Source organism: Streptomyces olivaceoviridis (assembly GCF_014650115.1).
Lineage (GTDB): Bacteria > Actinomycetota > Actinomycetes > Streptomycetales > Streptomycetaceae > Streptomyces > Streptomyces olivaceoviridis.
Window position 1 is genome coordinate 120,846 of sequence record NZ_BMUI01000020.1, and the last position, 24,292, is coordinate 145,137.

At 70.2% G+C, this 24,292-nt stretch carries 17 protein-coding genes and 1 tRNA gene; 9 read left to right on the forward strand and 9 right to left on the reverse strand.

Going from position 1 to position 24,292, the window contains the following annotated elements; genetic code table 11:
* Positions 1-196 precede the first annotated feature (196 nt).
* The 8 genes from IE273_RS30995 to rpmH form a co-directional block, all read right to left on the reverse strand.
* Positions 197-1,297 carry a ParB/RepB/Spo0J family partition protein gene (locus tag IE273_RS30995; RefSeq protein WP_189818477.1) on the reverse strand — a complete coding sequence of 367 codons (1,101 nt, stop codon included), beginning with the start codon at positions 1,295-1,297 and terminating at the stop codon, positions 197-199.
* A complete protein-coding gene (locus tag IE273_RS31000; protein ID WP_079082346.1) occupies positions 1,294-2,367 on the reverse strand; it encodes a ParA family protein in 1,074 nt (357 codons plus the stop codon). Before IE273_RS31000 ends, IE273_RS30995 begins: the two co-directional genes overlap by 4 nt.
* A 319-nt stretch (positions 2,368-2,686) precedes the next feature.
* On the reverse strand, positions 2,687-3,403 hold the full coding sequence (gene rsmG, locus IE273_RS31005) for a 16S rRNA (guanine(527)-N(7))-methyltransferase RsmG (RefSeq protein ID WP_189818478.1): 717 nt from the start codon (positions 3,401-3,403) through the stop codon (positions 2,687-2,689).
* Positions 3,404-3,520: 117 nt separating this feature from the next.
* Complete coding sequence (locus IE273_RS31010) at positions 3,521-4,033, reverse strand: Jag family protein (RefSeq protein ID WP_189818479.1); 513 nt, start codon at positions 4,031-4,033, stop codon at positions 3,521-3,523.
* Between the two features lie 15 nt (positions 4,034-4,048).
* Complete coding sequence (gene yidC / locus IE273_RS31015) at positions 4,049-5,323, reverse strand: membrane protein insertase YidC (protein WP_189818480.1); 1,275 nt, start codon at positions 5,321-5,323, stop codon at positions 4,049-4,051.
* 3 nt (positions 5,324-5,326) lie between these two features.
* Positions 5,327-5,701, reverse strand: a complete 375-nt coding sequence (gene yidD / locus IE273_RS31020; protein ID WP_030640154.1) for a membrane protein insertion efficiency factor YidD — start codon at positions 5,699-5,701, stop codon at positions 5,327-5,329.
* Positions 5,698-6,069 (reverse strand): ribonuclease P protein component, encoded by a 372-nt coding sequence (gene rnpA / locus IE273_RS31025; protein WP_189818481.1) that lies wholly within the window; start codon positions 6,067-6,069, stop codon positions 5,698-5,700. Before rnpA ends, yidD begins: the two co-directional genes overlap by 4 nt.
* A gap of 21 nt (positions 6,070-6,090) precedes the next feature.
* Complete coding sequence (rpmH, locus tag IE273_RS31030; RefSeq protein ID WP_003956500.1) at positions 6,091-6,228, reverse strand: 50S ribosomal protein L34; 138 nt, start codon at positions 6,226-6,228, stop codon at positions 6,091-6,093.
* 373 nt (positions 6,229-6,601) lie between these two features.
* Here rpmH and dnaA point away from each other — a divergent pair, with 373 nt between their 5' ends.
* The 9 genes from dnaA to IE273_RS31075 all read left to right on the forward strand — a co-directional run bounded on the left by dnaA (position 6,602) and on the right by IE273_RS31075 (position 19,523).
* Positions 6,602-8,506 (forward strand): chromosomal replication initiator protein DnaA, encoded by a 1,905-nt coding sequence (dnaA, locus tag IE273_RS31035; protein ID WP_189818482.1) that lies wholly within the window; start codon positions 6,602-6,604, stop codon positions 8,504-8,506.
* 981 nt (positions 8,507-9,487) lie between these two features.
* On the forward strand, positions 9,488-10,618 hold the full coding sequence (gene dnaN, locus IE273_RS31040) for a DNA polymerase III subunit beta (RefSeq protein ID WP_189818483.1): 1,131 nt from the start codon (positions 9,488-9,490) through the stop codon (positions 10,616-10,618).
* Positions 10,619-10,849: 231 nt separating this feature from the next.
* A complete protein-coding gene (gene gnd / locus IE273_RS31045; protein ID WP_189818484.1) occupies positions 10,850-11,725 on the forward strand; it encodes a phosphogluconate dehydrogenase (NAD(+)-dependent, decarboxylating) in 876 nt (291 codons plus the stop codon).
* A gap of 53 nt (positions 11,726-11,778) precedes the next feature.
* The gene (gene recF, locus IE273_RS31050; RefSeq protein ID WP_189818485.1) at positions 11,779-12,900 is read left to right on the forward strand and encodes a DNA replication/repair protein RecF; all 1,122 of its coding nucleotides are present in this window, start codon (positions 11,779-11,781) and stop codon (positions 12,898-12,900) included.
* Positions 12,897-13,451 (forward strand): DciA family protein, encoded by a 555-nt coding sequence (locus IE273_RS31055; RefSeq protein ID WP_189818486.1) that lies wholly within the window; start codon positions 12,897-12,899, stop codon positions 13,449-13,451. The genes recF and IE273_RS31055 overlap by 4 nt, the downstream gene beginning before the upstream one ends.
* Before the next feature lie 396 nt (positions 13,452-13,847).
* On the forward strand, positions 13,848-15,929 hold the full coding sequence (gene gyrB, locus IE273_RS31060) for a DNA topoisomerase (ATP-hydrolyzing) subunit B (RefSeq protein WP_189818487.1): 2,082 nt from the start codon (positions 13,848-13,850) through the stop codon (positions 15,927-15,929).
* Positions 15,930-15,971: 42 nt separating this feature from the next.
* Positions 15,972-18,566, forward strand: coding sequence for a DNA gyrase subunit A (gyrA, locus tag IE273_RS31065; RefSeq protein WP_189818488.1), 2,595 nt, complete (start codon positions 15,972-15,974; stop codon positions 18,564-18,566).
* 18 nt (positions 18,567-18,584) lie between these two features.
* A complete protein-coding gene (locus IE273_RS31070) occupies positions 18,585-19,334 on the forward strand; it encodes a DUF3566 domain-containing protein (protein ID WP_189818489.1) in 750 nt (249 codons plus the stop codon).
* A gap of 112 nt (positions 19,335-19,446) precedes the next feature.
* Positions 19,447-19,523 (forward strand) — tRNA-Ile (locus tag IE273_RS31075).
* A 186-nt stretch (positions 19,524-19,709) separates the two neighbouring features.
* Here IE273_RS31075 and IE273_RS31080 read toward each other — a convergent pair.
* Positions 19,710-24,146: an nSTAND1 domain-containing NTPase gene (locus IE273_RS31080; protein WP_189818490.1), complete on the reverse strand. Its 4,437-nt coding sequence runs from the start codon at positions 24,144-24,146 to the stop codon at positions 19,710-19,712.
* Positions 24,147-24,292 lie beyond the last annotated feature (146 nt).

Here is a 24,292-nt window from a genome sequence, read left to right on the forward strand (position 1 = left end):
CCCGCCGCATCGCGAGCGGCTGCCCCCGTCTCTCCACTCACAGATGCAGACGCTGTCCGGTGGATGCTCTATCTGATCGCATCGTATCCACGATCGGATTCACTCGATACCGCCTCAAAGCAAAGAGCGGACCGTGTTCCGGTACACACCGGACACGGTCCGCTCTACTGCTCCACGGGGCGGCGTCGCCCGAGGATCAGCCCTGCGTCTCCTCGCCGTCGCTCTCCAGCAGGCTCTTCTGGAGGGCCAGCTTCTCGCCCGGGGCGAGCGTGCTGAGGATCCTCTCCAGATCATCCGCGGAGGCGAACTCCACGGTGATCTTGCCCTTCTTCTGGCCCAGCTCGACCTTTACCCGCGTCTCGAAGCGGTCCGAGAGCCGCGTGGCCAGCTCGTTCAGCGCCGGCGAAGGCACCGACCCGGCCCGGGGCCCCCGGGAACGCGAGGCCTTCTGAGGCCGCGAGCCCATCAACGTCACGATCTCTTCCACGGAGCGGACCGACAGTCCCTCGGCCACGATCCGATGCGCCAGCCGGTCCTGCTCCTCAGAGTCCTCGACGGCCAGCAGCGCCCGGGCGTGGCCGGCCGAGAGCACTCCGGCCGCCACCCGCTTCTGGACGGTCGGGGACAGCTTCAGCAGACGCAGAGTGTTGGAAACCTGCGGACGGGACCGACCGATCCGGTCGGCCAGCTGGTCGTGCGTGCAGTTGAAGTCCTTCAGCAGCTGATCGTAGGCAGCGGCCTCTTCGATCGGGTTCAGCTGCGCGCGGTGCAGGTTCTCCAGCAGCGCGTCCAGGAGAAGCTTCTCGTCGTCCGTGGCCCGGACGATGGCGGGGATGGCTTCCAGACCGGCCTCACGGCAGGCGCGCCAGCGCCGCTCGCCCATGATCAGCTCATAGCGGCCAGGACCCAGCTGCCGCACCACGACGGGCTGTAGGAGACCGACCTCCTTGATGGAGGTGACCAGTTCCTGGAGCGCGTCCTCGTCGAAGATCTCACGCGGCTGGCGTGGGTTCGGCGTGATGGCGTCGAGGGGGATCTCGGCGAAGTGGGCCCCCATCGGGGGCGCGGGCACCTCGACGGCCGGGCTCGCCGGAGCCACCTCCGTCCCCTGTGCAACCGGCGGCAGCGTGGCCACCTTCGCCGCTGCCACCCCGCGGTCGGTCGTCAGCACCGGAACGGCCCCGGGGGAGCTGGTTCCTCCGCCCCCCATCGCCGCCGGAACCGGCGCCTTCTCCGTCGGGGCAGCAGGGATCAGTGCGCCGAGACCACGGCCCAGACCCCTCCGTCGCTCGCTCACTGGATCCCCTCCACCATGCTCTGGTCTTTCTGAGCGCCGATATGGGCCTGGCTCGCGTCATAGCTGACGCCGATGCCCTTCAGCGCGATTTCTCGGGCGGCCTCAAGATACGAGAGGGCGCCGCTCGATCCTGGATCGTAAGTCAGCACAGTCTGCCCGTAACTCGGTGCCTCGGAGATACGGACGGAGCGGGGAATGCTCGTCCGTAGCACCTCGTCACCGAAGTGGCTGCGCACCTCCTCCGCGACCTGGGAAGCAAGGCGCGTCCGGCCGTCGTACATGGTGAGCAGGATGGTCGACACATGCAGGGCGGGGTTGAGGTGCCCCCGCACCAGGTCGACGTTGCGCAGGAGTTGGCCGAGTCCCTCCAGCGCGTAGTACTCGCACTGGATCGGGATGAGTACCTCGGCACCCGCGACAAGCGCGTTGACCGTCAACAGGCCGAGTGAGGGCGGGCAGTCGATGAGGATGTAGTCCAACGGCTGCTCATACGCCTGGATGGCCCGCTGGAGCCGGCTTTCGCGGGCCACCAGGGACACCAACTCGATCTCCGCACCGGCGAGATCGATGGTGGCGGGGGCGCAGAAGAGACCTTCGACATCTACGACGGGCTGGACGACCTCGGCGAGAGGCTTGCTTTCGACCAGCACATCGTAGATGGAAGGAACGTCGGCGTGGTGGTCGATCCCGAGGGCCGTCGACGCGTTGCCCTGCGGGTCGAGGTCGATCACCAGGACGCGGGCACCGTGCAGAGCCAGCGAAGCGGCAAGGTTGACGGTCGTCGTCGTCTTGCCCACGCCACCCTTCTGGTTGGCGACCACGATGACTCTGGTCTGCTCCGGTCGAGGCAAGCCTTCGCCGGCGCGGCCGAGAGCCTCCACCGCCAGTTGGGCCGCACGACCGATGGGAGTGTCGTCCATCGGAGGCGGTGTTTCACGTGAAACATCCGCCCCCATCGACTCGGTGCGGGGACCGGGGACCGGATCGGTCATCGGTCCCGCGATGTTGGCGTCGGACCGCAAGGATTCACTCTCCTCGACTTCAGGCTCGCAATGAACAGAGCCTCCCATGTCTTCGGGGTCATGAACCAGTGAGGCCGGGTCTTCTGTGGAGAAATCCACCTCTGTGGACAACTCCGTGCCCCTGGAGGGGGACGGAGTTGCCGGGGGTGGGGTCGGAGTGTCCGGGGCGGGGACCTCTCCGAGGGAACCGAGAGGCTTTCGGTCGCGCGGTTCGGCCGCAGCGCGGCCACGACTGATGATGCCGTGCAACAGTGAGCGACGTTTCACGTGAAACACGATGCACAGCGGCTGGGACCGGACCGTCGCGACACTCCGGCTTGCGCGGGTTTGGCAGCTTGTGTGGAGTACGTCTCGTCGTCAGGACGGATCAGCGGCGTCGGCGCGTCCGTCCCGTCCGGGCCGCCTTCGCCCGCTTGGCGGCGAAGCGCACACCGCCCGGGCTCTCACCGACCTCGACCCGCACCACCGTCGACAGCGGATCCACAATGCCCTCACCCACGTGGAGGATGGACGTCTCCACCGCGCCGAGCTTGCTGAGCGCGGCAGCCGAAGCCTTCAGCTCCTCCTCGGCGGTGTCGCCCTTGAGCGCGAGCATCTCGCCGTACGGCCGCAGCAGCGGAATGCCCCAGGCGGCCAGGCGGTCGAGCGGGGCCACAGCCCGGGCGGTCACCACATGGACCGGCGGGAGCTTACCCAGGACCTCCTCGGCACGGCCGCGCACCACGGTGACGTGGTCCAGGCCGAGCAGTTCGACGACCTCCGTGAGGAAGTTGGTGCGCCGCAGCAAGGGCTCCAGTAGCGTGATGTTCAGGTCGTCGCGGACCAGGGCCAGCGGGATGCCCGGCAGCCCGGCGCCGGAGCCGACATCGCAGACCGTCACTGCCTCGGGGACGGCCTCGGAGAGCACCGCGCAGTTCAGGATGTGCCGCTCCCACAGACGGGGCACTTCCCGCGGGCCGATCAGGCCGCGCTGCACGCCCGCCTCGGCGAGCAGCTCCGCATAGCGGACCGCATCGGCGAAGCGATCACCAAACACTTCGCGCGCCTGCTCGGGCGCGGGGGGAAGCTCCGCTGCCTCCGTCACGGGGACCGTCCTTCCGTACAGCGCCGGCGCTTCGCGCACCGGCCACCAGAACTACCAGGCTGACAAAGTTCGGCCCCGCCTGCTCAACAGACGGGGCCGGTGGAATCGGAGAGCCGATCAGGCGGGCAGCACGACGACGAAGCGCTGCGGCTCCTCGCCCTCGGACTCGCTGCGCAGCCCTGCGGCCTTGACCGCGTCGTGCACGACCTTGCGCTCGAACGGGGTCATCGGCTTGAGCTTCACGGGCTCGCCGGTGCTCTTGACGTCGGCGGCGGTCTTGGCGCCCAGCTCGGACAGCTCCGACCGCTTCTTCGCCCGGTACCCCGCGATGTCCAGCATCAGCCGGCTGCGGTCGCCGGTCTCCCGGTGCACTGCCAGGCGCGTCAGCTCCTGGAGCGCCTCCAGCACCTCGCCGTCCCGGCCGACCAGCTTCTGAAGGTCGCGGCCGCCGGTGTCGCTGATGATCGACACGGAGGCGCGGTCGGCCTCGACGTCCATGTCGATGTCGCCGTCGAGGTCGGCGATGTCCAGCAGACCCTCCAGGTAGTCCGCCGCGATCTCACCCTCCTGCTCCAGGCGGGTGAGGGTGTCTGCACCCTCGGCAGCGGCGGAGGTGGTGCCTTCCGTCACGGGATGGGCTCCTTCTTACTTCTTGGACGGGGACTTGGGCCGCTGCGGGCCACCCTTGCGCTGGCCGGACTGGGCCTTGCTGCGGGTGCCGGAGCCGGGCTTCTGGGGCTGCTTGGCAGCGGCGGGCTTGGCGTCGTCCTGCGGCGCGTCGGACTTCTCCAGCGAGGTGGGCTCATCCGCCTGCTTGGGCCCGGACTGGCGCTGGGCCTTGGTCTGACGCTTGGGCTGCTGGCGCCGGGCGGCGGCGGCCACGGTGGAGTCGACGGGCGCACCGTCCTCGGTCTGCGCCGTGGCCTGGACCGTGCTCTTCACCACGGTGCCGTCGCTCTGGGCGGCGAGGCCGGCCTTGGTCAGCGCGTTGATGAACTTGCGCTCGAACTCGTTGCGGTCGCGTCCCTTGGCGACGATCGCCTTGACGATGGTCTTCTCGCTCCGGCGGCTGACCTTGCCGTGGTGCGTGACGTGCTTGGTCAGACGCTCCAGGTAGGCGGCCTGGGCCTTGGAACCCGGGGTCGGGTTGTTGTGGATGACGTACATCTGCTGGCCCATGGTCCACACGTTGGTGGTCAGCCAGTAGACGAGGACACCGACCGGGAAGTTGATACCGAAGACGGCGAACATGATGGGGAAGACGTACATCAGCATCTTCTGCTGCTGCATGAACGGCGTCTTCACCGTCGTGTCGACGTTCTTCGTCATCAGCTGGCGCTGCGTGTAGAACTGCGACGCCGACATCAGGACGATCATGATCACGGTCACGACACGGACGTCGGTGACCGAGGCGCCCAGGGCGTGGATCGTGTCGGAGCCGTCCTTGAACTTCGCGGCGAGCGGGGCCCCGAAGATGTGCGCCTTACGGGCGCTGGCCAGCAGCGAGTCGTTGATGACGCCGATGGTGTGGCCCGACGCGATGCCGTTGAGCACGTGGTACAGGGCGAAGAAGAACGGGGACTGCGCCAGGATGGGAAGGCACGAGGAGAGCGGGTTGGTGCCCGACTCCTTGTACAGCTTCATCATCTCTTCGGACTGACGCTGCTTGTCGTTCTTGTAGCGCTCCTGGATCTTCTTCATCTCGGGCTGGAGCGTCTGCATGGCCCGGGTCGCCTTGATCTGCTTCACGAAGAGCGGGATCAGGCAGATGCGGATCAGGATCACCAGGGACACGATGGACAGGCCCCAGGCCCACCCGGTGTCAGGGCCGAAGAGGGCGCCGTAGACCGTGTGGAACTGGACGATGACCCATGAGACGGGTGTTGTGATGAAGCTGAAGAGGCTGGCAATCGTGTCCACTAATCATGCTCCTTGGGCATGGGACGAGGTCTCTGCGGCCGGGCTCGGAGGAAGCTCGGAAGCAGGCTTCTCGGGCTTCGCTTCGGTGGCCGGTTCGGCGGCGGAGGGCCCGCCCCTGCGTGCGCGCCACGCGTTGCGCAGCATTTCGTGCCACCGCGGGCGCTTACGCGGCGGAACATGGTCCACACCGCCCAGCGACCACGGATTGCACCGGAGGATGCGCCAGGCGGTGAGTGCCGTTCCCTTGATCGCACCGTGCCGGTCGATGGCCGTGTAGCCGTAGTGGGAGCACGACGGGTAGTACTTGCACACCGGCCCCAGCAGCGGACTGATCGTCCACTGGTAGAGCTTGATCAGAGCCAGCAGCGGGTACTTCATCGCGCGCCCCCTCCCAGCAGCCGCTGAAGGGCGGCGTCCAGGTCTCGGGCCAGCTGTGCGTGGTCGGCGTCACCCGCTCCGGGCAGCGCTCGTACGACTACCAGGCTACCGGGGGGAAACAGGGCGACTCGGTCACGCATCAGATGACGCAGTCTGCGCTTCACTGTGTTGCGCACGACCGCGCCACCCACGGCCTTGCTCACGACGAAACCCGCACGCGTCGGGGGAGCGCTCTCCCCAGGCGCGTGCGGGTCCGTTGTACCGCTTCGAAGGTGGACGACGAGGGTCGGGCGTCCGGCCCGACGACCTCGTCGCACTGCGGTCGCGAAGTCCTCGCGCCGCCTCAGCCGGTTCTCGGTGGGCAGCACGACGTCATGACCTGATCGGGATCAGGCGGACAGGCGGGCGCGACCCTTGCTACGGCGGGACGCGAGAATCGCGCGGCCGGCACGGGTGCGCATACGCAGCCGGAAGCCGTGGGTCTTCGCGCGACGACGGTTGTTCGGCTGGAAGGTGCGCTTGCTCACTCGGGGGCTCCAGAAGAAATCGGTAGTGGCGGGGTGCCGTCCTGGCTGTCACCGTGCGCCCACGAGAAGCTCGCGTCACGCCCGAGTGCACCGCTTCCCGATCACCTGACGTGATCTGTGCCCATCGGAGGCAGGCGGCAGCAGCCATCGACAACTCGACCTGGTTACGGTACGCGGGGCTGCGCCATCCGGTCAAACCGAGGGTCACCGAGGGACACTATCCACAGGCTGGGGACAACAACTTGAACCGTACCCGCCGCGCTGACTACCGTGGCTGAACTCCGATTCGTTCCCTTATCCCCGCCCGACCTGATTTTCATCCCGACCCGTCCCTGAACCACACGTTCGTGGGACCTGTGAGAGAGCGTGCCCTGTGGCTGACGTACCTGCCGATCTTGCCGCAGTGTGGCCACGCGTACTGGAGCAGCTCCTCGGAGAGGGCCGCGGACAGGGTGTGGAGGCGAAGGACGAGCACTGGATCCGGCGCTGCCAGCCGCTCGCGCTGGTCGCGGACACCGCCCTGCTCGCCGTGCCGAACGAATTCGCGAAGGGCGTCCTGGAAGGCCGCCTGGCACCGATCGTCAGCGAGACGCTGAGCCGGGAGTGCGGCCGTCCCATCCGGATCGCGATCACCGTGGACGACTCGGCGGGCGAGCCGCCGGCACCCGCGGCACCCCCCGCGCAGCAGACCCCGAAGCCGCGCTACGAGGAACCGGAACTTCCCGCGGGGCCCTATGAGGGCTACGGCCGCCACCGCGGCGACCACCCGGGCGGCGACCGGCGCGAGCAGCTGCCGCCCGCCCGCCCGGACCAGCTCCCCACCGCCCGCCCGGCCTACCCGTCCGAGTACCAGCGCCCCGAGCCCGGCGCCTGGCCGCGCCCCGGTCAGGACGAGTACGGCTGGCAGCAGCCCCGGCTCGGCTTCCCCGAGCGGGACCCGTACGCCTCGCCGTCGTCCCAGGACGGCTACGGCTCCGGCGCGGACGCGTACGGCTCGCCGTCGCAGGACTACCGCCCGCAGGGCATGGACCGGCCGCCGTACGAGCAGCAGCGCGGCGACTACGACTCCCCGCGCGCGGACTACGAGCCGTCCCGGGCCGAGTACGACCAGCGTGAACCGGTCCGCCGTGAGCTGCCCGAGCCGCCGGTGCACCGCGGTGGTCACGGCCGCCCGGACGTGCCCTCGGCGGGCGCCTCCGGACCGCTGGCCGCGCAGCCCGCGCCGACGAGCGGCCCCGGTGAGCCGACCGCGCGGCTGAACCCCAAGTACCTGTTCGACACGTTCGTCATCGGCGCCTCCAACCGGTTCGCGCACGCGGCGGCGGTCGCGGTCGCCGAGGCTCCGGCGAAGGCCTACAACCCCCTGTTCATCTACGGGGAGTCGGGGCTCGGCAAGACGCACCTGCTGCACGCCATCGGGCACTACGCGCGCAGCCTCTACCCGGGCACGCGCGTGCGGTACGTGAGCTCGGAGGAGTTCACCAACGAGTTCATCAACTCCATCCGCGACGGCAAGGGCGACAGCTTCCGCAAGCGCTACCGGGAGATGGACATCCTGCTCGTCGACGACATCCAGTTCCTCGCGGACAAGGAGTCGACGCAGGAGGAGTTCTTCCACACCTTCAACACGCTCCACAACGCCAACAAGCAGATCGTGCTCTCCAGCGACCGGCCGCCCAAGCAGCTGGTCACGCTGGAGGACCGGCTGCGGAACCGGTTCGAGTGGGGCCTCATCACCGACGTCCAGCCGCCCGAGCTGGAGACGCGCATCGCGATCCTCCGGAAGAAGGCGGTGCAGGAGCAGCTCAACGCCCCGCCGGAGGTGCTGGAGTTCATCGCCTCCCGGATCTCGCGGAACATCCGTGAGCTGGAAGGCGCGCTGATCCGGGTGACGGCGTTCGCCTCGCTCAACCGGCAGCCGGTGGACCTGGGACTGACGGAGATCGTCCTGAAGGACCTGATCCCCGGGGGCGAGGACTCGACGCCGGAGATCACCGCGACGGCCATCATGGCGGCGACGGCGGACTACTTCGGGCTCACGGTCGAGGACCTGTGCGGCAGCTCGCGAGGCCGTCAGCTGGTCACCGCGCGGCAGATCGCGATGTACCTGTGCCGGGAGCTGACGGATCTGTCGCTGCCGAAGATCGGGGCGCAGTTCGGCGGGCGCGACCACACGACCGTCATGCACGCCGACCGCAAGATCCGGGCGCTGATGGCCGAGCGACGGTCGATCTACAACCAGGTGACCGAGCTGACCAACCGGATCAAGAACGGCTGACCGGCGGCCCACGCCGGCCGTACGCGGCACCGAGGCGCCTTCGGGACGGAGATCCCGGGGGCGCCTCTTCGCGTCCCCGTCGGCCGTTCCCCCAGCTTCCGGTGGACGGGCTGAGCGAGCGGGCGGGATCGCCCTCCGCCGCCGACGGCACGGCTCCCGGGATGCCGACGGTGCGGCCTGCGGTGGCCCTGCGAGCACGGCCGCCCGCCACCCGGTGTTCGATTACTCGCCTGGTTACGGCCACTCTCCACAGATTCGGTGACTTTCTTCCGTCCACATCCTGGGGACTGCGGAGTTGTCCCGAACTGTGTCCACAGGCACGCCTCGTCCACGGCTTCCGCCCAGCTCAGAGGCCTGTGGAATCGTGGACAAACGATCTCCACAGACTGTGGACAACGCGGAGATCCACAGCCTGTGCACGGAGTTGTCCACCGGCGACCCACAGGCTGGGGGCAGTTGTCCCCAGCGATCCCCAGCTTCTCCACAGCGCTGTCCACTGTTCGGCAACCCGGCGCACCCGCTCACCGCGTCGAGTGAAAGCCGTCACAGGAAGCTGCCGGATTGGGGTGTGGGAAACCTGGGTATTCCTGGGGACACAGCTGGGGAGAACTGCCCTCAGCCTGTGGGCGACGTGTGCAGAACTTTCCGTTCTCCACAGACAGCCCCGGTTGTCCACTGCCTCCACCCACAGGACCGGTGGACAAAATATCCGCGCTGAGCTGGGCAAACGTGGTTATCCACGGTATCCACAGGCCCTACTACTACTCCCGACTAGAGAGAGCTCGGCAATCGTTTCGAAGCGGGGGCTGTGCACAACTCGCTGTCTCGGGCCCGGCTGCCCCTCGGTCGGACTTGACCCCGACGGGCACCTACTGTCAGTGCCGTGCGTCAGACTGGTTCCGGTGTCCTTCCCGTCGCAGAGGGCGGTGACACCGAGTCGGAGGACTCAGCAGCAACGGCAGCATCAGGAGGCGGCTTACGGTGAAGATCCGGGTGGAACGCGACGTACTCGCGGAGGCAGTGGCGTGGGCCGCACGCAGCCTCCCGGCCCGTCCGCCGGCGCCTGTCCTCGCCGGCCTGCTGCTGAAGGCCGAGGACGGCCAGCTCAGCCTGTCCAGCTTCGACTACGAGGTCTCCGCGCGGGTGAACGTCGAGGCGGAGGTCGAGGAGGAGGGCACCGTCCTCGTCTCCGGCCGGCTGCTCGCCGACATCTCCCGCGCCCTGCCCAACCGGCCGGTGGAGATTTCCACAGACGGTGTACGGGTCACCGTGACGTGCGGCTCCTCCCGGTTCACCCTCCACACCCTGCCTGTGGAGGAGTACCCGTCGCTGCCGCAGATGCCGAACGCGACCGGCACCGTCCCCGGTGAGGTCTTCGCCGCCGCCGTCTCCCAGGTGGCCATCGCGGCCGGCCGGGACGACACGCTCCCGGTGCTCACCGGTGTGCGCATCGAGATCGAGGGCGACACGGTCACCCTGGCCTCCACCGACCGCTACCGCTTCGCGGTCCGCGAGTTCCTGTGGAAGCCGGAGAACCCCGACGCGTCCGCGGTCGCCCTGGTCCCGGCGAAGACGCTGCTGGACACCGCCAAGTCGCTGGGCGCCGGGGACAGCGTCACGCTGGCGCTGTCCGGGTCCGGTGCCGGTGAGGGCCTGATCGGTTTCGAGGGCGCCGGGCGGCGGACGACCACGCGCCTGCTCGAAGGCGACCTGCCGAAGTACCGCACGCTGTTCCCGACCGAGTTCAACTCCATCGCCGTGATCGAGACCGCGCCGTTCGTGGAGGCCGTCAAGCGTGTGGCGCTGGTCGCCGAGCGGAACACCCCGGTGCGGCTCAGCTTCGAGCAGGGTGTGCTGATCCTGGAGGCCGGGTCGAGCGACGACGCACAGGCTGTGGAAAGGGTGGACGCCCAGCTGGACGGCGATGACATCTCCATCGCCTTCAACCCGACGTTCCTGCTGGACGGTCTGAGCGCGATCGACTCGCCGGTGGCGCAGCTGTCGTTCACCACGTCCACGAAGCCGGCGCTGCTGAGCGGCAAGCCGGCGGTGGACGCGGAGGCCGACGAGGCGTACAAGTACCTGATCATGCCGGTGCGACTCAGCGGCTGACCGCTGTCCACAGCTGTGCGCGGTGCCGGGTGCCGCAGGGGCGCCCGGCACCGCGGTCGGCCGGGACGGGTGGGCACCGGCCGCGCGGCTACGACGGCACGAGTCCGTGGACGAGGCCGTTCTCGCAGGTGAGCGGCTATGCCCACAGCTGTGCATGAGCGTCCGGGTTTAGGCTCGGCTCGGCATCTCCGGTGCCTCTCACGCCACACAGCGACCTAAGGAACACAACTGATGGAGCTCGGTCTCGTCGGCCTCGGCAAGATGGGCGGCAACATGCGCGAGCGGATCCGCCGCGCGGGCCACACCGTCATCGGATACGACCGCAACGCGGACCTCGCGGACGTCCACAGCCTGGAAGAGCTCGTGGGCAAGCTCAAGGGCCCGCGCGTGGTCTGGGTGATGGTCCCGGCCGGTGCGCCCACCCAGTCGACCATCGACCAGCTGGCCGAGCTGCTGGAGCCCGGCGACGTGGTCGTGGACGGCGGCAACTCCCGCTGGACGGACGACGAGAGGCACGCCGAGGAGCTGGCCGCCAAGGGCATAGGCTTCGTCGACTGCGGTGTCTCCGGGGGCGTGTGGGGCCTGGAGAACGGGTACGCGCTGATGTACGGCGGCGACGCCGAGAACGTCGCCAAGGTGCAGCCGGTCTTCGACGCGCTGAAGCCGGAGGGCGACTTCGGTTCGGTGCACGCGGGCAAGGTCGGCGCGGGCCACTTCGCGAAGATGGTCCACAACGGCATCGAGTACGCCATGATGCAGGCCTACGCCGAGGGCTGGGAGCTGCTGGAGAAGGTCGACTCCGTCACGGACGTCCGTGAGGTCTTCCGCTCCTGGCAGGAGGGCACGGTCATCCGCTCCTGGTTGCTGGACCTCGCGGTGAACGCCCTCGACGAGGACGAGCACCTGGACGGTCTGCGCGGTTATGCACAGGACTCGGGTGAGGGACGCTGGACCGTGGAGGCCGCGATCGACAACGCGGTGCCGCTGCCGGCGATCACCGCGTCGCTGTTCGCGCGGTTCGCCTCCCGCCAGGAGGACTCGCCGCAGATGAAGATGATCGCCGCGCTGCGCAACCAGTTCGGCGGTCACGCGGTGGAGAAGAAGTAATCCACAGGGTCGCTCCGCGATCCACAAGCCTGAGGGAGGTCGGCGGTCCCGCCATGCACGTCACGCATCTGTCGCTCGCCGACTTCCGCTCGTACGCCCGGGCCGAGGTCCCGCTCGACCCGGGCGTCACCGCCTTCGTCGGCCCCAACGGACAGGGCAAGACCAACCTCGTGGAGGCGGTCGGATACCTGGCGACCCTCGGCAGCCACCGGGTGGCCTCCGACGCCCCCCTGGTCCGCATGGGCGCCGAGCGGGCGGTCGTACGGGCGCAGGTCCGGCAGGGCGACCGGCAGCAGCTCATCGAGCTGGAGGTGAACCCGGGCAAGGCCAACCGCGCCCGCATCAACCGGTCCTCGCAGGTCAGGCCGCGGGATGTGCTGGGGATCGTCCGGACCGTGCTGTTCGCGCCCGAGGACCTCGCGCTCGTCAAGGGCGACCCGGGCGAGCGGCGGCGGTTCCTCGACGAGCTGATCACCGCACGGTCCCCGCGGATGGCGGGTGTGCGCTCGGACTACGAGCGGGTGCTCAAGCAGCGCAACACCCTGTTGAAGACGGCCGCGCTGGCCCGCCGGCATGGTGGGCGGTCCATGGATTTGTCCACGCTCGACGTGTGGGACCAGCATCTCTCGCGCGCGGGCGCGGAGCTGCTCGCCCAGCGGATGGATCTCATCGCCGCGCTGGGGCCGCTCGCCGACAAGGCGTACGAACAGCTCGCTCCCGGCGGCGGTCCGGTCGCGCTGGAGTACAAGCCGTCGGCGCCCGGTGAGGCGCACACGCGCGAGGACCTCTACGCCCAGCTGACGGAGGCCCTCTCCCAGGCGCGCAAGCAGGAGATCGAGCGGGGCGTCACCCTGGTGGGACCGCACCGGGACGATCTGCTCCTCAAACTCGGTCAGCTGCCCGCCAAGGGCTACGCCTCGCACGGCGAGTCCTGGTCCTACGCTCTCGCGCTGCGGCTGGCCTCCTACGACCTGCTGCGCGCCGAGGGCAACGAGCCGGTGCTGATCCTGGACGACGTCTTCGCCGAGCTGGACGCCCGCCGCCGGGAGCGGCTGGCGGAGCTGGTCGCGCCCGGTGAGCAGGTGCTGGTCACCGCCGCCGTGGACGACGACGTACCCCCTGTGCTGGCCGGCGCGCGGTACGCGGTGGCCGGCGGGACGGTGGAGCGCGTATGAGCACCGAAGAGCCGGGCCCGAGCCGGAAGACGGGTGCCCGGAGCGGTGGCGAGCCCTCCGGCGTCGACCTCGCGCGCGTGGCGTTGCGCGCGGCGAAGGAGCAGGCACGCGCGCGGGGGGACGCGGCGCGGCAGAAGAAGCAGGCGCGGCGCGGCGGCGGCCTGCGCTCCGGGGCGCGCGCCGACGGGCGCGACCCGATGGCGCTGGGCGCGGCGATCAACCGGCTGATCACCGAGCGCGGCTGGGAGAAGCCGGCCGCGGTGGGCGGGGTGATGGGCCGCTGGCCGCAGATCGTCGGCGAGGACCTGGCCAAGCACTGTGTGCCGCAGCGGTACGACGAGGACGAGCGGGTGCTGACCGTCCAGTGCGACTCGACGGCCTGGGCGACCCAGCTCCGGGTGCTCGCCCCCACCCTGGTGGCGCGGATCAACGAGGACCTCGGGCACGGCAGTGTACGGATCATCAAGGTGCTCAATCCGGGCGGCCAGGCCCGCCGCTACGGCCCGCTGCGGGCTCCGGGGAGCACCGGACCCGGGGACACCTACGGGTGATGTACCTCACGTCGGGCGTCCGGTCCGGCATGCCGTCGTACCCCCGTCCACAGGTGTGGATCACTGCTGTGGGGTGCCCCGGAACCCCCGGCGACCGGCCTCGGATCGCCATCTGACCCGCCAGTAGCCACGGGTTGACGGCTCGAAGCGCTGAGTGCCGCTGTGAGCCGCTTGGAGCCCCCTTCCGTATATCGGTACCCGGCGGAGACCGGTTGAGGGCGGCACATGGGAGCTCAGGTGCCCGCAAACCCCCATCGATGTCAGTGCTACCGGTAGACTGGAAGACAATCCCGCCCCAACGTGGGGACCGCCCGGGAAAAGCTGAGCAACGCTGATCAAGGCTTACCAACGCAACATGCCGCAGCCGCTCCGGCAACCTGCCGACGAGCCCGGCTCGTGCTGTGCCAGAAAGGGCGCTTCGTGGCCGATTCCGGCAACCCCAACGAGAACATCCCGTCCACCGACGCCGGCGTGAACGCCGAGGCCACGGAGTCCGCCGCGGCCTCCGCGTCCTACGACGCCAGCGCCATCACCGTGCTCGAAGGGCTGGACGCGGTCCGCAAGCGGCCCGGCATGTACATCGGCTCCACGGGCGAGCGCGGACTGCACCACCTGGTGTACGAGGTCGTCGACAACTCGGTCGACGAGGCGCTGGCCGGTTACGCGGACACCATCGACGTGACGATCCTCGCCGACGGCGGCGTGCGCGTCGTCGACAACGGCCGTGGCATCCCGGTGGGCATCGTGCCCTCCGAGGGCAAGCCGGCCGTCGAGGTCGTGCTCACCGTGCTGCACGCGGGCGGCAAGTTCGGCGGCGGCGGGTACGCCGTCTCCGGCGGTCTGCACGGTGTCGGTGTGTCCGTCGTCAACGCGCTGTCCACCAAGGTCGCCGTCGAGGTGAGGACCGACGGCCACCGCTGGACGCAGGACTACAAGATGGGCGTCCCGACGGCGCCGCTGGCCAAGCACGAGGCGGCGCAGGAGACCGGTACGTCGGTCACCTTCTGGGCCGACCCGGAGATCTTCGAGACCACCGAGTACTCCTTCGAGACGCTGTCCCGGCGTTTCCAGGAGATGGCGTTCCTCAACAAGGGCCTGACGATCCGGCTCACCGACGAGCGCGAGTCGGCGAAGGCCACGAGCGGCGCGGACGAGGCGGGTGCGGACGAGAAGGCCGAGGTCAAGACCGTCACGTACCACTACGAGGGCGGCATCGTCGACTTCGTGAAGTACCTCAACTCCCGCAAGGGAGAGGCGGTGCACCCCACGGTCGTCTCGTTGGAGGCCGAGGACAAGGACAAGAGCCTGTCCCTTGAGGTCGCCATGCAGTGGAACAGCGGCTACACCGAGGGCGTGTACTCCTTCGCGAACATCATCCACACCCACGAGGGCGGCACGCACGAGGAGGGCTTCCGCGCGGCCCTCACCAGCCTCATCAACAAGTACGCGCGCGACAAGAAGCTGCTGCGCGAGAAGGACGACAACCTCACCGGTGACGACATCCGCGAGGGTCTGACCGCGATCATCTCGGTCAAGCTGAGCGAGCCGCAGTTCGAGGGCCAGACGAAGACCAAGCTGGGCAACACGGAGGCGAAGACCTTCGTGCAGAAGGCGGTCTACGAGCACCTCAACGACTGGCTGGACCGCAACCCGGTCGAGGCCGCGGACATCATCCGCAAGGGCATCCAGGCGGCCACCGCGCGCGTGGCGGCCCGCAAGGCCCGTGACCTGACCCGGCGCAAGGGGCTGCTGGAGTCGGCGTCGCTGCCGGGCAAGCTGGCCGACTGCCAGTCCAACGACCCGGCCAAGTGCGAGATCTTCATCGTCGAGGGCGACTCCGCCGGCGGCTCGGCCAAGTCCGGCCGGAACCCGCAGTACCAGGCGATCCTCCCGATCCGCGGCAAGATCCTGAACGTGGAGAAGGCCCGGATCGACAAGATCCTCCAGAACCAGGAGATCCAGGCGCTGATCTCGGCCTTCGGCACGGGTGTGCACGAGGACTTCGACATCGAGAAGCTCCGCTACCACAAGATCATCCTGATGGCGGACGCCGACGTCGACGGCCAGCACATCAGCACCCTGCTGCTGACCTTCCTGTTCCGCTTCATGCGGCCGCTGGTCGAGGCCGGGCACGTGTACCTGTCCCGCCCCCCGCTGTACAAGATCAAGTGGGGCCGTGACGACGTGGAGTACGCCTACTCGGACCGCGAGCGCGACGCGCTGATCGAGATGGGCCGCCAGCGTGGCAAGCGCGTCCGCGAGGACTCGATCCAGCGCTTCAAGGGTCTCGGCGAGATGAACGCCGAGGAGCTGCGCGTGACCACCATGGACCAGGAGCACCGGGTCCTCGGCCAGGTCACCCTGGACGACGCCGCCCAGGCCGACGACCTGTTCTCGGTCCTGATGGGCGAGGACGTCGAGGCCCGTCGCCAGTTCATCCAGCGCAACGCCAAGGACGTCCGCTTCCTCGACATCTGAGTCGGTCTCAGCTGACCGCACCAGGAAGGATCTTCACCAGCAATGGCCGACGAGAACACTCCCGTCACCCCCGAAGAGGGCGGCGAACTCGTGATGCGTGTCGAGCCCGTCGGGCTTGAGACGGAGATGCAGCGCTCGTACCTGGACTACGCGATGTCCGTCATCGTGTCCCGTGCGCTGCCCGACGTCCGGGACGGTCTCAAGCCCGTCCACCGCCGTGTGCTGTACGCGATGTACGACGGCGGCTACCGCCCCGAGCGCGGCTTCTACAAGTGCGCCCGTGTCGTCGGCGACGTCATGGGCAACTACCACCCGCACGGCGACTCCTCCATCTACGACGCCCTGGTGCGCCTCGCCCAGCCGTGGTCGATGCGGATGCCGCTGGTGGACTCCAACGGCAACTTCGGCTCCCCGGGCAACGACCCCGCGGCGGCCATGCGCTACACCGAGTGCAAGATGGCGCCGCTGTCGATGGAGATGGTCCGGGACATCGACGAGGAGACCGTCGACTTCACGGACAACTACGACGGCCGCTCCCAGGAGCCGACCGTCCTGCCGGCCCGCTTCCCGAACCTGCTGATCAACGGCTCGGCCGGTATCGCGGTCGGCATGGCCACCAACATCCCGCCGCACAACCTGCGCGAGGTCGCGGCCGGCGCCCAGTGGTACCTGGAGAACCCCGAGGCCTCGCACGAGGAGCTGCTGGACGCGCTCATGGAGCGCATCAAGGGCCCCGACTTCCCGACCGGCGCCCTGGTGGTGGGCCGCAAGGGCATCGAGGAGGCGTACCGCACCGGCCGCGGCTCCATCACGATGCGCGCGGTGGTCGAGGTCGAGGAGATCCAGGGCCGCCAGTGCCTGGTGGTCACCGAACTGCCGTACCAGGTGAACCCGGACAACCTGGCGCAGAAGATCGCCGACCTGGTGAAGGACGGCAAGATCGGCGGCATCGCGGACGTCCGCGACGAGACCAGCTCGCGCACCGGCCAGCGCCTGGTGATCGTCCTGAAGCGGGACGCGGTCGCCAAGGTCGTGCTGAACAACCTGTACAAGCACACGGACCTCCAGACGAACTTCGGCGCCAACATGCTGGCGCTGGTCGACGGCGTGCCGCGCACCCTGTCGCTGGACGCGTTCATCCGCCACTGGGTGACGCACCAGATCGAGGTCATCGTCCGCCGGACCCGGTTCCGGCTGCGCAAGGCCGAGGAGCGCGCCCACATCCTGCGCGGTCTGCTGAAGGCCCTGGACGCCATCGACGAGGTCATCGCGCTGATCCGGCGCAGTGAGACCGTCGAGATCGCGCGCAGCGGCCTGATGGGCCTCCTGGAGATCGACGAGATCCAGGCGAACGCCATCCTTGAGATGCAGCTGCGCCGGCTGGCGGCCCTGGAGCGGCAGAAGATCGTCCAGGAGCACGATGAACTCCAGGCGAAGATCAACGAGTACAACGAGATCCTCGCCTCGCCGGTGCGCCAGCGCGGGATCGTCAGCGAGGAGCTGGCCGCGATCGTCGAGAAGTACGGCGACGACCGCCAGACCAAACTGATCCCGTACGAGGGCGACATGTCCATCGAGGACCTGATCGCCGAGGAGGACATCGTCGTCACCGTCACGCGCGGCGGCTACGTCAAGCGGACGAAGACGGACGACTACCGGGCGCAGAAGCGCGGCGGCAAGGGCGTGCGCGGCACGAAGCTGAAGGAAGACGACATCGTCGACCACTTCTTCGTCTCCACCACGCACCACTGGCTGCTGTTCTTCACCAACAAGGGCCGGGTGTACCGGGCGAAGGCGTACGAGCTGCCCGAGGCCGGCCGGGACGCGCGCGGCCAGCACGTGGCGAACCTGCTCGCCTTCCAGCCGGACGAGGCGATCGCCGAGATCCTGGCGATCCGTGACTACGAGGCGGCGCCGTACCTGGTGCTGGCCACCAAGTCGGGCTTGGTCAAGAAGACGCCACTGAAGGATTACGATTCGCCTCGCTCCGGCGGTGTCATCGCCATCAACCTGCGGGAACGCGAGGACGGTTCGGACGACGAGCTGATCGGCGCCGAGCTGGTCTCGGCGGACGACGATCTGCTGCTGATCAGCAAGAAGGCGCAGTCGATCCGGTTCACCGCCTCGGACGAGTCCCTGCGCCCGATGGGCCGCGCCACCTCCGGCGTCAAGGGGATGAGTTTCCGGGAGGGCGACGAGCTTCTCTCGATGAATGTGGTGCGACCCGGTACGTTCGTGTTCACTGCCACCGACGGTGGGTACGCGAAGCGGACCGTCGTCGACGAGTACCGCGTCCAGGGCCGCGGCGGCCTCGGCATCAAGGCCGCCAAGATCGTGGAGGACCGTGGTTCGCTCGTCGGCGCGCTGATCGTCGAGGAGAACGACGAAATCCTCGCGATCACCCTCTCCGGCGGTGTGATTCGCACGCGAGTCAGCGAGGTCAGGGAGACGGGCCGTGACACCATGGGCGTCCAACTGATCAATCTGGGCAAGCGCGATGCCGTGGTCGGCATCGCACGTAACGCCGAAGCGGGGCGCGAGGCGGAGGAAGTCGACGGCGACGTGGCCGTGGACGAGACCGCCGAGGGTGCCGCGAGCACCGGCACGGACGAGGGTGAGGCACCCTCGGCCGAGTAGCACGAGGAGTGAGTCAGCGTGAGCGGAGCCACGGGCGCCGGATCGGCCGGTACCTCCACGGGTACGGAAACGGACGGCGGCGGCCGTGGCTCCGCCGCGAACGCGCTGCCCGCGGGGAGTGCGCCCGCCGGTGGTGCGCACGACCCGCAGACGACGAACCTGAAGCCGGTGAAGGTGTCCGAGACGGACTCTTCCCGTACGTCTGGATCCCAGGGGGGAACTGTGACGGACACCCGAGGCCCGGCCGCGTCCGGTGAGGCGCGGCCGGCGTCGCCGCTTCCCGGGGAGCGGCGCCCGGAGCAGACCGACGGGCCCTACCACCCGCCGCAGGCCTATCAGGCGCAGGCGCCCGCCGGCGCGACGCGCAAGCCGCGCACGGGCGTGCGGACGGCGCCGCGGACCCGCAAGGCGCGGCTGCGGGTGGCCAAGGCCGACCCGTGGTCGGTGATGAAGGTCAGCTTCCTGCTCTCCATCGCGCTCGGCATCTGCACGGTCGTCGCCTCGGCGGTGCTGTGGATGGTCATGGACGCGATGGGCGTGTTCTCGACGGTCGGCGGCACGATCTCGGAGGCGACCGGCTCGAACGAGGCGAACGGCTTCGACCTCCAGGCGTTCCTGTCGCTCCCCCACGTCCTGACGTTCGCGGCGATCATCGCGGTCATCGACGTGGTCCTGGCCACGGCGCTCGCGACGCTCGGCGCGTTCATCTACAACCTCTCCGCGGGGTTCGTGGGCGGGATCGAGCTGACGCTGGCGGAGGACGAGTGACCCGCGGACCAGCGGCGTTCCGACGGTCCCCCGACAACCGATTTTGGGACTGACGCGGTCGTGCGCTAATCTTCAGGAGTCAGCGCGCGGGACACACACCGCAGAGCGCGGCGGGGCTATAGCTCAGTTGGTTAGAGCGCATCCCTGATAAGGATGAGGCCACAGGTTCAAATCCTGTTAGCCCCACCAGCGAGAAGACCCCCGGTCCAGCAGGACCGGGGGTCTTCTGCTGTTCGGGGTGGCGGGGGTTCGGGGGAAGAAAAAGGCCCGACCGCTGGCGACGGGGGATGCACCAGCGATCGGGCTATGGCCAAGGGTAACAAGGTTGTCGGTTGTGTGGGGCCAAGTACGGGGGGAATCCCGCAGGTTGGCCGATCATCGACCGCACGGGGGGTCGTAGCCCAGGCGCGGCAGGTACTCGTGCCAGCGCTGGGGGGTCAGGACGCCTCGGGTGACCGAGCAGATGTGCCGGATCGCCGTGTCGGCGTCCAGGCTCCACAGCCGGACCGTGTCGGCGCCGCTGGAGACGCCCAGGACGTGGCTCTCGGGGCTGAAGATGAGGAAGTTGCCCGTCTTGGCGTTGGGGCTCATCGACTGGCCGATGGGGGTCGCCGAGGCGGGGTCGGTGACGTTCCACAGGCGGACCGTGTTGTCGCTGCCGCCGCTGGCCAGGGTGTCGCCGCCGGCGCTGAACGTCAGGGACGTGACCGCCTCGGTGTGGCCGGTGAGCGGCTTGCCCAAGGGTTCGACGTGCGCGGGGTCGCTGGTGTTCCACAGGCGGACCGTGTCGTCGTCGCTGCCGCTGGCCAGCGTGTGGCCGTCCGGACCGAAGGCGAGCGCGTTGACCGGGCCGGAGTGGTCGGTGAGCGGCGTGCCCAGCGGGCGGGCGTGCGCGCGGTCGGTCATGTTCCACAGCCGGATCGTGCTGTCCGCGCTGCCGCTGGCCAGCGTGCGGCCGTCCGGGCTGAAGACGAGGCTGTTGATGTAGCCCCGGTGGCCGGTGAGGGGGCTGCCGAGCGGGGCCGGGCGGCCCGGGTCGGTCACGTCCCACAGCTGGACGGTGCGGTCGTCGTAGGCGGTGGCCAGGGTGCGGCCGTCCGGGCTGTAGGCGAGCGCGTCGGAGCCCATGAAGCGGGTGCGCAGGTGCAGCGGCGGGCCGGCGGCTACCGGGTGGGCGGGATCGGTGACGTTCCACAGGTGGACCGTCCGGACGCCGGTGAGGACGGCGAGCGTGCGGCCGTCGGGGGAGAACATCAGGGAGCGCTCGTCGCCGTCGGCCCGCATGAACGGCTCGCCGAGCAGGACGGGCCGACCGGGCCGCGTCACGTTCCACAGCCGTAGCCTGCCGTCCCGGGCGGCCGTGGCCAGCACCCGGCCGTCCGGGCGGAACGCTCCGCTCCGGCCGATCATGTCCGAGGTCGGGACCGACCACAGGCGCACCTTGCCGTCCCCGCTGCCGGTGGCGAGGGTACGGCCGTCCGGGCGGAACCCCAGGGCGTACATCTCACCGCTGCTGCCCGTCAGCGACTCGCCGACCTGGGACGGGGAGCCCGGGTCGCTGACGTTCCACAGGCTCGCCGTGCTGTCCGCGCTCGCGGCGGCGAGCCGGACGCCGTCCGGGCTGAACGCCACCGACCAGACCGGGCCGGTGTGGCCGGTCAGCGGCGAGCCGACCGCCGCGGCGCGGGCGGGGTCGGCCACGTTCCACAGCCGGATGGTGTCGTCCGCGCTGCCGCTGGCCAGGGTGCGCCCGTCGGGGCTGAAGGCCACCGAGTGCACGAGGTCCGTGTGCCCCCGCAGCGTCCTGACCGGCTGCGGCCGGCGCGGCGCGGAGACGTCCCACAGCCGGATCGTGTCGTCGTCGCCACCCGTCGCGAGCGTCCGCCCGTCCGGGGCGAACGCCACACAGCGCACCGCGGCGCCGTGCCCGCGCAGGGTGGCGAGGGCGCCGGGCCGGCGCGGGTCGCTGACGTCCCACAGCCGCACGGTACGGTCCTCGCCGGCCGTGGCCAGCGTGCGCCCGTCGGGACTGAAGGCGACCAGGTAGATCGTGCCCTGACGGCCGGCGAGCGGCGTGCCCAGCGGGCGGGCGTGCGCGGGGTCGGACACGTCCCACAGCCGGACCGTGCCGTCGTCGCCGGCGCTGGCCAGGGTGCGGCCGTCCGGGCTGAAGACGGCACTGCTCACCCAGCTGGTGTGGCCGGTCAGGGGCGCACCGAGCGGGGCCGGGCGGTTCGGGTCGGTCACGTCCCACAGCCGGACCGTGCGGTCGTAGCCGGCCGTCGCCAGCGTGTTGCCGTCCGGGCTGAAGGAGGTGAGGTAGACGGCGCCGGTGTGGCCGGACAGCGGGGTGGCCAGCGGCGCGTTCACGATCGAGATCAGGCGGCTGTACGTGCCCTCGTCGCCGGGGCGGAGCTGGTGCGCGACCAGGTCGAGCTGGGCGGCCAGGGACGGATCGGTGTGCTGGACCCGGTCGGCCTCGGCGAGCACCTGCTCGAACACGGCGTCGTCCCGCTGCTTCCAGGCGATCACCGCCGTACCGGCCGCGAGCACGGCCAGCGCCACCAGCGCCGCCACCGCGGCCCGGCTCAGCCACACCGAGCGCTTGCGCAGCCGCACCGAGGCGGCCAGGAACTCCACCGCGCTCCGGGTCAGGTACGTGTCCCCGGCCGACCGGGCCCAGCCGCGGGCCTGCTCCAGCCGCGACCCCCGGTACAGCAGCGAGCTGTCCCGGCCCGAGTCCTCCCAGGCCCGGCCGTCCTCCTCCAGCCGCTGGCGCAGCAGATGGTCGCCCCGGCCCTCGTCGATCCAGTGCCGCAGCCGGGGCCAGGCGTGCAGCAGCGCCTCGTGGGTGATCTCCACGGTGTCCGCGTCCAGCGTCACCAGCCGGGCCCGCACCAGGGCCTCCAGCGACTCCTCCGTCTTGCCGGGGTCCGACGACTCCTCCGCCAGCTGCCGCCGGGTGCCGCGCCGGCGGGTGGCCTGGGTGTCCTCGCCCAGCCGGACCAGCCGCAGCAGGAGCAGCCGGGCGGCGGCACGGGCCGCCGGGTCCAGCCCGGACCAGGCGCGCTCGGCGGTCGCCGCGACCGCGCCCTGGATGCCGCCCGCCGCGCGGTAGCCGGCCAGTGTCAGCCGGCCGGCCTTCCGGCGCTGCCAGGTGGCCAGCAGGGCGTGCGAGAGCAGCGGCAGCACGCCCGCGTCGTGCGCGCCGCGCGGGCCGTCGGCGCTCACCTCGCGCACGATCAGCTCGGCGAGGCCCGGCTCCAGCTCCAGCCCCACCGCCTTGGCCGGACCGGTCACCGCCTCGCGCAGTTCGGTGCTGGTCAGCGGGCCGAGCACCATGTGCCGGTGCTGGAGCGCGTCGGCCAGTTCCGGGTAGCCGAGGCACTGCTCGTAGAAGTCGGCGCGGATGCCGAGGACGACCCGGACGGGCGCGGGTCCGGCGGCGCCGGGGGGCGGGGTGCAGGTGGCGTGCAGGAAGTGGATGAAGACGCGCCGGTCCGCCTCGTCGGCGCAGAGGGTGAACGCCTCCTCGAACTGGTCCACGATGACGACCGGCCGGTCGTCCGGGCCCGTCGCGCGGTCCGCCCAGGCCGCGACCGCCTCGCGTACGGCCCGGCCGATGTGCGGGGCGTCGCAGCCCGGCAGCGCCGGGTTCCGCGCCGCCTCCCGCTCGGCCGTGCGGGCGTCGGCGGCGACGGCGGCGAGACCGGGGATCCGGCGGACCAGCTCACCCAGCGGATCGGCACCCGGGACGAACTGGAGGACGGGGCCGGGCGGGTCGGCGGGGTGGTCGGCGGGACGGTCGCCGGTGTCGCCGGTGTCGCCGGTGTCATCGGTGGAAGGGTCACCGGGGTGGTCGGTGGAGCGGTCGCCGGGGTGGTCGGTGGAAGGGTTGTCGGGGTGATCGGAGGGGCGGTCGCCGGGGTGACCGGGAGAAGGGGCACCGGGATGGTCGGCGGGCTGGTCGGACCGGTCGACCGGCGGTGGAGGTGCGGGGAGCTGGGCGGGGGCCTCCCCGGTGGGCGCCCCCTCCTGCCGGGGAGGGACCGTCCCGTCGGCTGCCGGCCCCTTGCCGCCCGCACCCGCGTTCCCAGCTCCGCCATGAGCCCCCGTGCCAGTGTTCCCGGCCCCGCCATGAGCCCCCGTGCCGTAAGCCCCCGCACCCGCGTCCCCGGCCCCGGCGTGACCCCCCGCGCCCAGGGCCCCGCCCCGGACCGCCGGGACCAGGCCGGCGTTCAGCAGGGAGGACTTTCCGGCTCCCGAGGCGCCGACCAGCATGACCAGACCGCCGGACCGCTCGGCCTCGCGGAGCTGGGCGACGAGGGCCTTCGTGCTCCGCTCCCGGCCGAAGAACCACCGGGCGTCCTCCCGCCGGTACGGGGCCAGCCCGCGGTACGGACACACGCCACCGGCGACGGGCGGGGCCTGGGCCGGTGGCCGCCGGTTCTCCTCCGAGGGCGGCGCGGGCCGGTCGCCGGCCGGTCCGGCCACCGCCAGCTCCCACAGCCGCTGCCAGTGGGCGAGGTCGTACAGGCCGGCGGAGACCGGGGCGGGACGCAGCCGCCGCGCCTCCGGGATCAGGATGTGCAGGACCGCCGCGAGGGCGGCGAACTGGGCCGGTACGTTCCTGGCCCGGCGCCAGTCGCTGATCCGCTGCGCGGACACCCGTACCGGCCGGCCGCGCTCATCGATCCGCTGGAGCCGTACGACCGCTTCCGAGACGCTCTTGAGGGGAGGGTTTCCGGCCTCCTTGTACAGCAGCGCGAGGCGCTCGGCGAAGGCTGTGCGTGCCCCTGAGTCGGAACTCAAGGTCCCACCCCTTACTTTCCTCCGCGTGTGACGTCCGGACCGGAAAACTCACCTTATACGCCTGACCTGCGGTTAAGGGCCGGACCGGAGACCGGAACCTCCTCCTCGACGGCGACAGATGGCAGGATCCGAACCCGGTAGCGGAC